Origin of the sequence: Photobacterium sp. GB-36 (assembly GCF_003026135.1) — a bacterium.
Taxonomy (GTDB): domain Bacteria; phylum Pseudomonadota; class Gammaproteobacteria; order Enterobacterales; family Vibrionaceae; genus Photobacterium.
Genome location: NZ_PYNY01000038.1, coordinates 13,272 through 27,934, shown reverse-complemented (window position 1 = coordinate 27,934; position 14,663 = coordinate 13,272). Strand labels below are relative to the sequence as shown.

Sequence of the window (14,663 nt, the reverse complement as noted above, 5' to 3'; positions counted from 1 at the left end):
AGGTTCGAATCCTTCCCCCACCACCATTATAATTCCTCCTTAGTTCAGTCGGTAGAACGGCGGACTGTTAATCCGTATGTCGCTGGTTCAAGTCCAGCAGGAGGAGCCAAATAAAAAAGCCCGCAAGTAATTGCGGGCTTTTTTACATTTGAAATCTAGGCTTTTGTTAACAACTCATTGGGTGATAAAGATCTATTAACTATTCTTAACTCACTGACGTAACCATACAAAGGATTATGCAATTTACTGTTAGAACACGATGATCCCACAATCCAAGCGGCATCTTCTTTGATTTTCTTATCAACTGATATGTAATCCAGTATTAAAAACGGTATAAACTAAAGGACAAAATGTACGTTGTTGATCGGTACTTACAGATAGTGTGAGCTTAATTATTTCGCTGTATGTTTTTCTCTATTAACGCCATAGAATAGGTTTCTCTCATCTCTTAACGGATGAAGCAGTTAACACAAAATGGTATTATTAACGGCTGTTTTGCCTGTGACACTTGGATAACTAATGAATTTTGACCGTATTGTGTGTTTCGATCTCGAAATGTGTTGTTGGAATGATGGCCGCACATCTAGAACCGGTGAAATCATCGAAATTGGTGTGGCAGAGCTTGATCTCAACACCGGAAAAATTGTTCGTCGGGCACAACATTATGTGCGTCCTACAAAAGATGAGATCTCACCGTTTTGTACTGAACTAACGGGCATCAAACCTGAGGTCGTTGAAAAAAATGGCAAGCCGCTTTCTGTGATATTAAAATCGATCGAACAAAAGTTTGGTGGTCGACATAAGATCTATGCAGCGTGGGGACATGATGATCGTATTTTGAAAAAGGAATGTTTAGCTAAAGAGCTCAAAGTCCCTTTTCGTGAATATTTAAATCTTGCCACTTTATTTAAATTACAGCGTCATGTGACGAATAAACGATTAGGTCAACGTGCCGCAATGGAAATTGCTGGTGTTGAATGGGAAGGGCGTCAGCATTCGGGTTATGTCGATGCGTATAACCTTGCGCGTTTAGCGGCAACCATGTTCTGCGAAAAAGATACAGATTCAACACAGGAATAGTGTTACTTCCAATCGATTTGTTTAGTAAAGCCGACTGATAGAGTCGGCTTTTTTATGTGTATGATGTAATTCGTGCGATGAAAATGCTGTTGTTTATATTTTGTGATTCGGTGCCAATACTTGAGGAGATAGTTGGATAACTAAAATATTAATATTAGTTTGTAGCAAGGGATTAAGTGTTTAAACAGCAAAATATAATGCGTTATGTATACTGACAAAAGCCGCTCATTAAAAGGTAACTTTTATGTCACAGAATACGTTTATTTTGCATTCCGCTTATCCTCCATCAGGCGATCAACCTGAAGCTTTAGCTCGATTAATCGGTAATATTCAAGACGGTGTTACACACCAAACCCTGCAAGGGGTTACCGGATCTGGGAAAACTTTCACGATGGCAAATATGATCCATCGTCTTCAGCGTCCTACCTTAATATTGGCTCATAACAAGACGCTTGCCGCACAACTTTATAGTGAAATGAAACGTTTCTTTCCTGAAAATGCTGTCGAGTATTTTGTCTCTTATTACGATTACTACCAACCTGAAGTGTATATTCCTGGTAGTGATCGCTTTATTCGTAAAGATTCTGCGGTGAATCAACAATTGGAACGATTACGTTTATCGACCACCAAATCGTTGATTGAGCGTAAAGACGTGATTGTCGTGGCATCGGTATCTGCTATTTATGGCTTAGGCGATCCAGCCCAATATCGCGCAGTACAAATTCCCTTATCGGTGGGCATGACCATCGATAGAGAAGACTTTATTCAACGTCTTGTCGCGCTGCAATATAGCCGTTGTGAGCGAACGATTGAACGAGCAACTTTCCGTGTACACGGTGAAATATTTGATATCTATCCAGCAGATTCAGAATCAAAAGCAATACGTGTAGTGATGTTTGATGACACCATTGAGCAACTACAATGGCTTGACCCTATTACAGGGAAAGTGTTGGGCGACATTGAGCATTATTTTGTCTCTCCAAAAACCTTGTATGCCGCTTCAAAAGACAAGTTAATGAAAGCCAGCATTGAAATTCAAAAAGAATTAGAAATGCGTGTCGCTGAATTAAATAATGAAAATCGTATTGTGGAAGCGGCAAGGCTATATGAGCGCACGACACATGATATAGAAATGATGCAGCAGCTTGGATATTGTTCAGGATTAGAAAACTACTCATGTTATTTAAACGATCGCGATCCTAGCTTGCCACCGACGACCTTATTAGATTATTTACCGGAAGATGGCTTACTGTTTATTGATGAATCCCATGTGATGATCCCGCAGATTTCTGCAATGTATCGCAGTGATGTGAGTCGTAAAGAGACATTAATTGATTATGGCTTTCGGTTGCCATCAGCGAAGAACAATCGACCTTTAATGTTTAAAGAATTTGAGCAAATAAAACCACAAACCGTATTTGTATCAGCTACCCCCGGTGAGTATGAACTCAAAAAATCTCAGCAGCATGTTATAGAACAAATCATTCGCCCGACAGGCTTGCTTGATCCTATTGTTGAAGTGCGTCCTTTAGCGACTCAAACCGACGATCTATTAAAAGAAATATCAGAACGTACGCAAAAAGATGAACGCGTATTGGTGACGACATTAACGAAAAAAAGTGCAGAGGCATTGTATGAGTTAATGGTAGAGCAAGGTATTAAGGTCAGTTATATTCATTCAGAAGTAAAAACCGAGCAACGGGTTGAAATTATAGATGATTTACGTGCAGGTAAATTTGATGTGCTTATTGGGATAAACCTGTTACGAGAAGGGTTAGATATTCCAGAGGCCTCATTGGTCGCAGTGTTAAATGCCGATCATGCGGGATTTTTGCGTTCAACACAGGCGCTGATTCAAATCATTGGTCGTGCAGCCCGTAACGCAAACGGTAAAGCGATTTTATATGCTGATAAAATGACGCCTGCAATGCAGCAAGCGATGAAGGAATCACAACAACGCCGAGAGCGTCAGGTGGAATATAATAAAGCGCATAATATTACACCAGCCTCCTCTCAACGTAAAAAAGCAAGGATAGATAATAATGAGCCCGCACAACATAGTGTTGAGTTCTGCTCTAATCTATCAGAGTTATGCCAGCAAATTACGACAACAGAAAAAGAACTATTGGTGGCTTGTGATACGAATGATGAAATACACGTTGGTATTTTTAGAGAAAAGCTCAATGAGTTATATCGTCAGTTCATATTTATGTAAAAAGGATACTAATTGACATCTAATTAAGGTCGTAATGACTCGGCCTTAATTACTCACAATCAACCTAACTATATTCATCTGTTATATTCTTATAGAATAAGATAAGTATGACTTTAATTAAAAGTAAGGAACAATACTGAATTATTGCAATATATTTTTGTTAACAAGATAAGTGAATTTTATTGTAAATTTATCTCATTGATGAATTTACGTTTTATTTGTGTTGTTTAGTGGTTTTGTTTTTGTGTTGTGATTGTAATTACATTAAGTTTTGATATACTCCGCCCGATTTTTATAGAAAATAAACGGTATAAAAATTCTAAAGTTGAATAGATAAAAGCAGTCATCATTTTGGTGAATACCCCTCCAACTATATTGGCCTTTTTACAACGTCGCGCGCGAATAACAGTGATGTATATTTTATATGGTGAGAAAGAGCGTATGTTCATTCTTAATATAAAAGATCTTAGTTTTATCAGTCATCGTGCTGGAAAATCATATGCTACGATAGAAAATAGAATTTAAGTGTATTCATTTTATAAGAATGAATCTGGGGCGTAATTGCTTCCTTTAGTTTGTTATAAAGAGTTGTTATGGCGCTATACAACGCAATAAATATGGCTTTAAATGGGATCGTTCTTATATGAACATTAAATACATGAAGCTTTATACATTGATCGTGTGCTCTACGTTCTTTTTCATTATCTTTGCATGCGGTACTTATCTTCTTTATCAACACGATATTGATACAAAAATTCACAATGAGCATGAAATACAACGGAAAACCTTTTATTCAGTTGTTGATAGTAAAGATACACTAGCTCCTATGTTTTCGAAGATGACGATTCCGACTTTAGCTGAGCAGAGGGAGTTAAAGCGTTATGTCTCCGATCATAAAGATGTTAGCAGTATATCTGTGATTTATAATGATTATTATGTATACAGTACATTTGGAAATCGCCTGTATTCAATGAAGATGAAGGCAGTAAAAGGTTTTAATATTAAGGTAAAAAGCTTACTAACGCATAAGCCAACCTTGTCTTATACGTTGCAAGTTGGAGCGAATACTTACTTAAAAATATATTTTAAACCGCTTCGTTTTAATGTTATCGATAGTATTGGTCGAGGCTATATTACCGTTTTTGATAATATTGAAATTGGTGAAGGTAATCAGTTAGTTAAGCATGATTTGTTAAATCATCGCGATGAGTACTATTTTCATCTCGACGACGCTGATTTTTTTGTTGATGTTGATCCGGCACTCGCTCTAAAACAATTTATTGAAACTAAATATGTTTACTTGTTAATGCTCTTATTGGGCTGCATGGTAAGTAGTTATACATCGGCCGCTTACTGCAAAAAAATCTGGGTACGAATTTGTATCAAACGCAATATTATTCGTCCATACCTTCAACCCATTGTTAACAAGGAAGGCGATATTATTGGGGCTGAAGTCTTAGCTCGTTGGATTACTAAAAAAGGTCAGGTTTTACCGCCTTATTTATTTATACCCTATATAGAGAGTCAACACTTAACATCCTTGTTAACCTGCTCTTTGATGACACAGGTTTATCAAAGTCAGTTAATGGTTTTGAGTAAACAACTAAAATTGAGTTTTAATTTGACGGAACGTTGTTTGTTTGACGAAAGTATTTATAAAGCGAGTTTATTATTGGCGCCTAAGTTTGAACTGGTGCTTGAGTTTACGGAATCAGCACCATTTTCGAATGTTCATGTGAAAGCGCGTATGGAAAAATTTCATCAAAATGGCATGTTCTTTGCGCTTGACGATTATGGTACAGGGTACTCTTCACCGTATTATTTGACGGATTATAATTTTGATTATTTAAAAATAGATCGTTGTTTTATTGAGCAAATTGAACATAATCCTAAATCGATTTATGTTGTTGAATCTTTAGTGCTATTAGCCCAAAAACTGGAGCTTTCTGTCATCTCTGAAGGCGTTGAAACAGAAAAACAAAAACAGATGTTAGATCAATGGGGAATTAAGCAATATCAAGGGTTTTACTTTTATAAGCCGATGTCAATAGAAAGCTTTATGGATATATATAGTTCTCACTAATATAGCATCTTAGTGAGAACCCTGACTCTTCTTGTACTCTGTGCAAGAAGAGTTTTTTTAGCTCTGTCATTTTATAAGGTTAATCGTAAGTGAGTATTTGCTAACTCTAGTCTTTAACTACCTGGGTAGTTTTGCCGCGTTCTTTATAATCTTGTTGTTTTGCAAAAGTAGCGAGTTGTTGAAATTGAGCGGGTTGCCAGACCATATTGTTTGTGAGCTCAGGAGCGAGCGCGTTAAACGTTTCTTCATTGCCTACATTATGTAAATACAACTCCGCCCACATACCATTATTATCACCGTTGCTCAGTTCGGTAGATAAAGAAAGAGGAACTCCGTTTTTTACCCCATTAGGGTAGAGAGTTAATCCCAGTTGATAATCACGTTTTAACACCACCCACTTTTGTGGCAAACGTGTATTGTGATCCCACCACTGACCATTTAACTGCTGTATGTTGCGTTTGGTTTCTTCTGCTGAAACACTGCCTAATTGCTGTAATTGATCGTTAAAAGCATCAGTCATGGCTTGAGAAAAATCTGACGGAGAAAGATCGGGTTGCTGCTCTAGCACTTGTTTAGCTGTGATAGCACCTAACATGTTGGAATAGAGATCTTCAGGTGAAAAAGCAGAGACATATTCAGGAAAGCCAATAATTGATTCATAGCCAAACCACTGTGCGATTTCATGCCATTGTGCTAATCGAAAAGCTAATAGAGCCGCAAGCTCGAGACTCAGTGATTGTTTCTCTTTATTTGTAAGTACTTGCTTATTCTCTTGTAACCGAATGTGGCGCGCCCGTAATTCCGTGGGTAAGATTATTCGATAATGGGATCCAAGATGCTGGCGAATTTGTTGATATAAATAATAAGTGAAATCTGCCGTATCTCGGACGTGAGCTGTATCGATAAATCCCCCCTTACTCGCAAAGATTAAGCCATTAGATTCATCGCCTAATCCTAATAAGCTTGAAATAACGCTTTGCGATCCATCGTTGTAGCTATGTTTACCGAGCATTGGTATATCGACAATATTCTCTACTGAGAAAAAAGGAATGGGCATACCTAATAATTCGGTTTTTAAATCTTGACCAAAGGCACAGCATGGACGCACGCCAATAGGCGCATCCAATGCTTTACTGTATGGGCTGACGAATAAAGCACAAAGGCTGAATGCTGCGATCAAAGGTGCGTGTATTTTCATTAAAAAGCTTCATTGATGTGAAAATAAAAACCGGAACTGTCTTTACCAATGGCGTAATCGACACGCACATTTATTCGGGGCTTAAAGGCAAAGCGATAGCCGACACCTAAACTAGGTAATAGCTTACTTGAAAGTAACTGCTCACTTTTATTGGCGATATTACCTCCGCCAAACCAGGTCACCATACCATGACGATGGTTAAAACGATGACGCCATTCTATTTGTCCAGACAGTAAATAACGATCACGGTATTGCCCTGTATAGTAACCACGCATACGTTTATCGTTACCCATTTCCGCATAGCCATACCAAGGAATATCACCATCAACCCGTTGCCCGTAGACATCCCAAGCAATAATGTTATTGCTATCAAGTTGAACATATTGACGGTAGTTCATGGTCAGGCGTGTGTAATTTTGATCAGAGCCTAATGTGGTTTTGTAATCAACCCATTCCGCGAACCACAATTGACCACGGTATGGGTTGGGTTCAAAATCTCGGCTGTCATATTCCAACGCAATGCTTATACCACTGCTTTGTTGATTTGAAAGTTTGTGCTCACCAACATCGTTAGTCTTTGCTAAGGTTTGTTGTGAATAATGTTGATAATCCCAGCCAACACTGACGTATTGATGAGGTAAAAACTGGTATGACACCTTTGGCGCAAGTTTGATGATCTGGCCGTTATACTCACGTTTATTGTTGTCGTTTTGTGCGGCAGCTTTTCCTACTCCCCAGTAATGTTGGGGGGAATGGCTGATCCATGCATCACCGATCAAGCGCAGTTTGTCTTGATTTAAGTAAGTGCGATTTTCAACCCCTAATCCATAAGAGCCAGTTGAGGATAGATAGGATTTAATCGCTAATGTTGAATACGGTGTACTGGGTGTCCAGCCTGTAGGTGAGTAAAGCCCAACCGCAGCCATTCCAAATCCGACCCCTTGTTCAGGGTTAGCAAAAGGCCCCGGCAATACTCCCCAATCAATACCTTCTGAAGTATCAATCGTTTCACTAGCGCCGAGTTTTTCCAGTAGTTGATCTACCCAACCTGATTGTGTTGTATCAGCAAAGGCTAAGTGAGAAAAACTACAAATAATCAATAATGGGGAAAGTTGCCAAGGTTTCATTGCTGATCTCTGACTTAAAAACGAAAATCAATGGATGTAAATAAGCTGGAGCGATCGCCAAAGCCGGCTTCTGCCAATAAATACAGACTTGGATTGAGCTGATATTGCATCCCGAGGATTGGGTTCCATGGTGTCGACAGTTGTTGCTCGATATGGAAACTGCCATTTTTAACCCAAGGTTGTAATCCTGAAGGAAGATTGAGATCGGTGAGTTTGCCAGATAGCGATTGCTCAACATTTTGATACATCGCACCGGCCCAAACTCGTAGTGGTACACCTTGTTGATAAAAGTCGTAACCTACACGAGGGCTGATCACCCATGCAGAAATACTGCCGTCGATGACGGTTAGCTCTGTTTCGGTATAGCTGATATCAACTAAGCCAAAGAATCGCTTATAGCCACCGGCAAGCACTACACCACCACCATATAAGTAGCCATCAAGATCAAGCTTGAAGTTATCAATGCGGCCTTTGAGGTGACGGTCTGGGCGGTTTGGGAATAAAGGCTTAATAGCAACATCATAGTTCACTGCAGTTTCCGATTTACCCGTCATCTTGCCACCTAAGACATAGAGGTTCAGAAACGGAAATAGCCACATATCCGCCCGTAGGGTGAGCACTTCACTGGTTTGTTTGCCTTGCTCTGCTTGCATATCGATGTTGCGCACAAAAGAAGGTAGGTTAAGGCCATTAAAGCCAATACTAGTTACATCAATGCCTTGCTCTAATGCCATGTAACTCAAATTAAAGCCAATCGGTTTGGGTAATTCGTAACCTAAAGCTTGAGCTTCTTCTTTCCAAAGAGGGAGAGTAAAAGATTGAGCATATGTATAAGTGGATGAGGAAAACGCTAGGCTACTAAGGAAAAGTGAATGCGCTAATCGCATGTGTGTAATGCCAGTTAAATTCTATAATGGCGCGCATTTTAAGTTGACATTTGATTTAAGCATACTTAATGATTTATCTATAATGTAAGTATATGTTACATAACTATACCCAACTGATTTCAAGTTACCGAATTCAGAACATTGTTACAGTCCCTAGTTCAAAGAAAGCAAAGAAGTGTAATCGTTTTCTATTTCCAAATTGCATATACCTTTATGTTTATAGCGCTATTTTATTTGCCGTTTTCTGCTCGCTTGTGGAGGAAATCACAGAATTAACGATAAGTATTTCTTTTCTTTGGTGGTTTTTTATTTCTTATTAATTGATAAATTACTGATTTATATGTGGTTAATAAGAAAAATATGACATAGATCTGCTATTAATTTCCTTTTCCGCTTTGAAATGGAAATCAATCATCTACACATTAGCTCAACGTATCAATATTATGACCATATTCAATAAGTGGTGACACTTATATTACTAAGGAGAGATAAAGTGTCTGGAAATAAGTTTTCGGTTGATTACAGCATTTATGAGTTGGAATGCGAAGAAACCTATAAAAAAGCAATTTCACTTTTAAAAGAAAATAATATTTTTCCTGATGCTATTCAGCAACAAATGTTATTTACACATTTAAAAGCAATGGTCATTCGCTCTTATACAAAAGAGTCATTACCAGAAATTGAAGTCGATATGTTTGAAGATATTTCCCCACTATCTCATCAATTATCAGCAGATGTGGTTTCTTGGTTCCCTACCTTAGCGTACGAAGAAACCTATTTATTATCAGTCCACTTTGAAGTGGCAAAAGAAAACGAATTAACGTGTGAGTTAGGAGTGTAATTATGACAACTATTAAAGTAGTAATTGGTGATCGTTTAGGTAAAGGTCAAAAAGTAGGTTTGGGTGTTGAAGCTGCAGGCGGCGCTGTAACGGTGATCCCTGGTATGGCAGCAGATATGAAGCTAGGTGATGTGATGCACCAAGAGCAAGCTGATTTTGGTATTTCATTCTGTGGTAGTGGTGGTGCTGGGGCAATTACTGCCCAAACCAAATATGGTTACAAAGCACGTTACGGTATGCGTTCTGTTGAAGAAGGTGTAACAGCTATCAATGAAGGTTGTAACGTTTTAGGCTTTGGCTTTATGGATAAAGAAGAGCTTGGTCAAAAGTTAGTTGAAGCCTTTATTAAAAAGCATCACGGTTAATATGAAAAAATCTATTACTACGACGGTTGAAGTCAGTGGTAAAGGAAATACAAAACAATCAGCTTTTAGTTCTGCACTAAATAATGTTCAAAAAACAATTCTAAAAGAAACTAATAACGTTATTTTACGAATTGAACCTGTGGATGTTGAAATAATAAGTGCAGAACATAAACAAACTACTGAGAAGTTTATGTTCTTTTTCTTACCACGAGAAAAATCTATTTATTCCATCACTATTAATGTCACTGTAAATATTACATTAATAGAAACTGATGAATTAAATTTCAAACAAATCTAATTATTAGCTACGAACATTATTTGTGTCTACATATAAAGGTATATAAATGTTCTTCATTATTTTAATAAAGTCACTAATTATTGGTGCATTAGTGGGGGTTGGCGTGGGTGTCGGCGCTGCTCGTATGTATCACGCTCCAACTATTCAAGGTATGGGGGCATTCCGTACTTTAGGGGAATTAAACTCGTGTGAAGGGGATCCTGCTTCTCACTTCTCTTTCGGTTTAGGCTTTTTCTTCAATGCTTGGGCATCATCAGTCGCTGCTGGTGCATTTACCCAAGACGTTGACCACCGTATTTTACCGAACTGGGGCGCAGCGGCATTGATGGTAAAAAATCGTGATGTCACCCAAACCTTACATGATCCGAAGAAGATGGGTATTGCCTGCGGCATCATCGGTATGATTGTGGTGGCATTTCTTAACTCAACCGCATCAGCGGTACCTGAAAGCTTACAAATTACAGCGGTAAAAGTGCTGGTTCCGGCAGCAAACATGCTGGTTAACGTGGCGATGCCGGTGATCTTCTGGTTAGCAGCGATTGAAGCAGGTAAGCGTTCTGGTTTTTGGGCAACTATTTTCGGTGGTTTGGCACAAATGATCATGGGTAACGCCGTGCCTGGTTTAGTACTTGGTATCTTGATTGGTAAAGGTGTGGAAGATAGCGGTTGGAATAAAGTAACGAAAAGTATGTTGTTTGCCGTTATCACTCTGTTTGTTCTAAGTGGCTTCTTCCGTGGCTTTGATATTGCGGTATTAGAATCCTTTAGCCTAACTGTTCCTGATTGGCTGCATTACATCCACGGAAGTATCAGCGGTAAATAACCGAGCCGGAGTTGAAGAAAATGGACGATAAATTAAAGAATGATTTTTGGTACGCTGACTGGTCTTTCCCATTCTTTGTTGGCTTGCTGTCATCAGGTGTTTTTGCTGGTACACACATGTATTACCTCTACGGTATCGGTGCTTTTAACGAGGTGGCTTTCGTCGCCATGTTAAGAGCGGGTATGGATACCGGTGTTTACGGTGCAGTAGCGGCGTTTGGTGCAAGTTTCCTTTTTGCTCGCATCATTGAAGGTTCCTTGGTGGGTATCTTAGATATCGGTGGTGCTATTCAAACTGGTATTGGTTTAGGTGTACCAGCATTGTTATTAGGCGCAGGTATTGTATATCCACTCGAAAACTTTGCTGCCTCATTGGTTGTGGGTTTCTTCCTTGGTGTCGCTATTGGTTATGTGATCATCCTAGCGCGTAAGTACACCATCAACCAAAGTAACTCGACTTACGGTGCCGATGTCATGATGGGCGCAGGTAACTCTTCGGGTCGCTTCTTAGGTCCTCTGATTGTGTTATCAGCAATTGCAGCATCACTACCAATCGGTATTGGCTCTTTAATTGGTGCGCTTGCTTTCTATCAATGGAATAAACCTATTACAGGTGGTGCGATTATCGGTGCAATGGTGTTTGGTTCACTGTTCCCTGTTGCTATCAGTTAATCCTTGAAAGGTTGTGCTCTGCATGTTGGGTGCAGAGCACAATAAAGGCAAAGCAATGTATGACGTATTAATTAAGCAAGGCAAGTTAGTGAGTGGCGAAGTGGTGGATGTTGCGGTTCTGAACGGCAAGATTGCAGCACTGGGTCAACTGGATGTAACAGCAAAAAAGGTGGTGGATTTAGCGGGTGATTTTTATATCAGCGCGGGGTGGATTGATGGTCATACCCATTGCTACTCCAAATCACCGATTTATAACGATGAACCAGACTTAGTCGGGGTTGAGACTGGCGTTACCACTGTGATTGATGCTGGTAGCGTAGGTGCCGATGATGTGGGTGATTTCTATCACTGTTGTCAGCAAGTAAAAACCAATGTTTACAGTATCTTAAATATTTCTCGAATTGGTTTGCTGCGACAAAACGAATTAGCCGATATGGCAGACATTGATGGTGAGTTAGTGAAACAAGCCGTCAATCAGTATCCCGATTTTATCGTTGGGATCAAAGCCCGAATGAGTGGCAGTGTGGTGGAAGCCAATGGTTTAAAACCGTTGATAAAAGCTAAAGAGATCCAACGTAATCAGTGCCCATTACCTTTGATGGTACACATTGGTAATAACCCACCTAATTTAGATGACGTAGCGGATTTATTAGGTGAAGGGGACATCATTACCCATTGCTATAACGGCAAACCGAATCGCATTTTAACTGCAGAAGGTGAGTTAAAACCGTCGATGCAACGTGCTCTTGAGCGTGGTGTGAAACTCGATGTGGGACACGGTGGTGCAAGCTTTAGTTTTGCAGTGGCAGAGCAAGCGATTAAACAAGGTATTTATCCTGACATGATTAGCTCTGACATTTATTGCAAGAATCGTATTCATGGCCCGGTGCGTAGTCTCGCTCACATTATGGATAAGTTTTTAGCGATTGGTTTACCGCTACAACAAGTGATTGATTGCGTCACAGTAAACGCTGCCAAGTTACTTAAGTTAGAAAATAAAGGGCAGTTAGAAGTAGGTAAAGATGCGGATTTAACGTTTTTCCATTTAAACACTGAAACTGTTGAGCTGGTGGATTCTGATAATGATCAGCGCAGTGGCAAGACGAGCTTAAAACCTGCCGCAGCCATGGTTGCTGGCAAGATCATGACGACAAATTACGGAGTAGGATTCGATGTCTTCAATTCATGAAAAATACCAATTAAAAGAAGTCATTAATGCGTCAGGTCGTATGACTATTTTAGGTGTTTCGACACCAACAGAAACCGTGATGGATGCGGTGCGTGATGGTCTTGGCCAGTATTTTGAAATGAAAGATCTGGTGGTGAAAACCGGTGCTTATATTGCCAAGTTGCTAAATGTAGAAGATGCGATTGTGGTTTCTTGTGCCTCGGCGGGTATCGCTCAATCAGTGGCTGCGGTGATTGTGAAAGACGATCCGTATTTACTCGAAAATTTACACGCTCACGCTCATAACGTGGCGTCAGAAATTGTGATGCCAAAAGGCCACAACGTTAACTTTGGTGCACCAGTCGGCACCATGGTGACATTAGGTGGTGGCACACTAAAAGAAGCGGGCTATGCCAATGAGTGTTCGCCTGCTCAGTTAGCCGCCATGATCACCCCGCAAACAGCAGCGATTTTATACATCAAATCCCATCACTGTGTACAAAAGAGCATTTTATCCGTAGCAGAAGCGGCAGCCGTTGCCAAACAGCATGACTTACCTTTGATTGTGGATGCTGCAGCTGAAGAAGATCTGCAGTGTTACTACAACATGGGTGCTGATCTGGTTATTTACAGTGGTGCAAAAGCCATTGAAGGGCCAACCAGTGGTTTAGTGGTTGGACGTAGCCAATATATTGCATGGGTGCGTAAGCAGTCATTAGGTATTGGTCGTGCAATGAAAGTTGGTAAAGAAGGCATTTTAGGTTTAACCCACGCCATTACCGAGTACCTGCAAACTGAAAAAGAAACTGGTCAGCAAATGGTGGCCAAAATGGAACACTTTGTGGCGCAACTCAATACCCTTAATGGCATTGATTGCCGTGTGGTTTGGGACAGCGCAGGACGCGACATTGCACGTGCAGAAATCTGTTTTGATGAAACGGTATTAGCAATGACAACACCTGAGATTGTGGCACGACTTCAGGGTGGTGATCCTGCGATTTATTGTCGTGGCTACAAAGCTAATGATGGGATCATTGAAATAGATGTACGCAGTGTCACAAGCGCACAACTTGACGTTATTTATCAGAATATTAAAGCATTATTTTAAATTTTTAAGAGAACACCACTATGTCATTGAAAGCAAAATTCTACAAAAACCGCGTATGTTTAAACGTGTTGGCTGGCTCTATTGATAACGCAGCAGAAATCTATGATGCCGCAGAAGGTCATGTCTTAGTTGGCGTACTATCTAAGAACTACCCTGATGTACAAACAGCGGTTGAAGAGATGAAAAAATACAGCGATAAGATCAATAACGCTGTTTCTGTTGGCCTTGGCGCTGGCGATCCAAACCAATCGATGATGGTTTCGCTGATCTCTCAGCATATTCAGCCACAACACATTAATCAGGTATTTACTGGCGTGGCAACCAGTCGTGCATTAGTCGGTCAAGATCAAAGTATTGTTAACGGCTTAATTTCACCAACAGGCACTGTGGGCATGGTGAAGATCTCAACCGGCCCTTTAAGCTCGTGCAATAAAGAAGCGATCGTTCCTGTGGAATCAGCGATTGCGATGCTGAAAGACATGGGTGGTAGCTCGGTGAAATACTTCCCAATGGGAGGGTTAGAAACCCGTGAAGAATTCGCCTATGTCGCTAAAGCGTGTGCTGAGCAAGATTTCTGGTTAGAGCCGACAGGCGGGATTGATTTAGAAAACTTTGAAGAAATCATGCAAATTGCGCTAGAGGCCGGTGTAACTAAAATCATTCCACATATTTATAGCTCAATCATTGATAAAGAAACGGGTAATACTCGCCCTCAAGATGTGCGTGTTTTACTTGATATGACCAAGAATTTGTTAAAATAACGTAATCTGATTTAACGGACCGGAAACGGTCCGTTAAT

14 protein-coding genes and 1 tRNA gene are annotated in these 14,663 nt (G+C 40.0%); 12 read left to right on the top strand and 3 right to left on the bottom strand.

All coding sequences use genetic code 11. From position 1 onward, the window contains the following. Positions 1–33 precede the first annotated feature (33 nt). From C9J46_RS20170 to C9J46_RS20155, 4 genes are all read left to right on the top strand, one after another. A tRNA-Asn gene (locus tag C9J46_RS20170) sits at positions 34–109 on the top strand. 410 nt (positions 110–519) lie between these two features. Then, the gene (locus C9J46_RS20165) at positions 520–1,080 is read left to right on the top strand and encodes a 3'-5' exonuclease (protein ID WP_107208297.1); all 561 of its coding nucleotides are present in this window, start codon (positions 520–522) and stop codon (positions 1,078–1,080) included. Between the two features lie 244 nt (positions 1,081–1,324). After that, the gene (uvrB, locus tag C9J46_RS20160; protein WP_107291432.1) at positions 1,325–3,295 is read left to right on the top strand and encodes an excinuclease ABC subunit UvrB; all 1,971 of its coding nucleotides are present in this window, start codon (positions 1,325–1,327) and stop codon (positions 3,293–3,295) included. Between the two features lie 643 nt (positions 3,296–3,938). Continuing rightward, positions 3,939–5,378, top strand: coding sequence for an EAL domain-containing protein (locus C9J46_RS20155; protein ID WP_107291431.1), 1,440 nt, complete (start codon positions 3,939–3,941; stop codon positions 5,376–5,378). Positions 5,379–5,484: 106 nt separating this feature from the next. Here the strand turns inward: C9J46_RS20155 and C9J46_RS20150 are convergent, their stop codons facing one another. The 3 genes from C9J46_RS20150 to C9J46_RS20140 are packed head-to-tail and all read right to left on the bottom strand — an operon-like array spanning position 5,485 to position 8,590. Further along, positions 5,485–6,576, bottom strand: coding sequence for a DUF4056 domain-containing protein (locus tag C9J46_RS20150; protein ID WP_107291430.1), 1,092 nt, complete (start codon positions 6,574–6,576; stop codon positions 5,485–5,487). After that, positions 6,576–7,703 carry a BamA/TamA family outer membrane protein gene (locus C9J46_RS20145; RefSeq protein ID WP_107291429.1) on the bottom strand — a complete coding sequence of 376 codons (1,128 nt, stop codon included), beginning with the start codon at positions 7,701–7,703 and terminating at the stop codon, positions 6,576–6,578. The genes C9J46_RS20150 and C9J46_RS20145 overlap by 1 nt, the downstream gene beginning before the upstream one ends. A 14-nt stretch (positions 7,704–7,717) precedes the next feature. After that, complete coding sequence (locus C9J46_RS20140) at positions 7,718–8,590, bottom strand: hypothetical protein (protein ID WP_107208302.1); 873 nt, start codon at positions 8,588–8,590, stop codon at positions 7,718–7,720. 493 nt (positions 8,591–9,083) lie between these two features. Here C9J46_RS20140 and C9J46_RS20135 point away from each other — a divergent pair, with 493 nt between their 5' ends. From C9J46_RS20135 to C9J46_RS20100, 8 genes are read left to right on the top strand one after another with little or no spacing between them, the layout of a single operon-like run. After that, positions 9,084–9,431, top strand: coding sequence for a transcriptional regulator (locus C9J46_RS20135; RefSeq protein ID WP_107208303.1), 348 nt, complete (start codon positions 9,084–9,086; stop codon positions 9,429–9,431). A 2-nt stretch (positions 9,432–9,433) separates the two neighbouring features. Continuing rightward, a complete protein-coding gene (locus C9J46_RS20130; RefSeq protein WP_060989724.1) occupies positions 9,434–9,796 on the top strand; it encodes a glycine-rich SFCGS family protein in 363 nt (120 codons plus the stop codon). 1 nt (position 9,797) lies between these two features. After that, the gene (locus C9J46_RS20125; RefSeq protein ID WP_107208304.1) at positions 9,798–10,094 is read left to right on the top strand and encodes a DUF4312 family protein; all 297 of its coding nucleotides are present in this window, start codon (positions 9,798–9,800) and stop codon (positions 10,092–10,094) included. A 46-nt stretch (positions 10,095–10,140) separates the two neighbouring features. Further along, a complete protein-coding gene (locus tag C9J46_RS20120) occupies positions 10,141–10,917 on the top strand; it encodes a DUF4311 domain-containing protein (RefSeq protein WP_107291428.1) in 777 nt (258 codons plus the stop codon). Between the two features lie 20 nt (positions 10,918–10,937). Next, on the top strand, positions 10,938–11,588 hold the full coding sequence (locus C9J46_RS20115) for a DUF4310 family protein (protein ID WP_107208305.1): 651 nt from the start codon (positions 10,938–10,940) through the stop codon (positions 11,586–11,588). A 55-nt stretch (positions 11,589–11,643) separates the two neighbouring features. Next, positions 11,644–12,777: an amidohydrolase/deacetylase family metallohydrolase gene (locus C9J46_RS20110; protein ID WP_107208326.1), complete on the top strand. Its 1,134-nt coding sequence runs from the start codon at positions 11,644–11,646 to the stop codon at positions 12,775–12,777. After that, positions 12,761–13,864: a DgaE family pyridoxal phosphate-dependent ammonia lyase gene (locus C9J46_RS20105; protein ID WP_107291427.1), complete on the top strand. Its 1,104-nt coding sequence runs from the start codon at positions 12,761–12,763 to the stop codon at positions 13,862–13,864. The genes C9J46_RS20110 and C9J46_RS20105 overlap by 17 nt, the downstream gene beginning before the upstream one ends. A 20-nt stretch (positions 13,865–13,884) precedes the next feature. After that, complete coding sequence (locus C9J46_RS20100) at positions 13,885–14,625, top strand: KDGP aldolase family protein (RefSeq protein ID WP_107208307.1); 741 nt, start codon at positions 13,885–13,887, stop codon at positions 14,623–14,625. Positions 14,626–14,663: the final 38 nt, after the last annotated feature.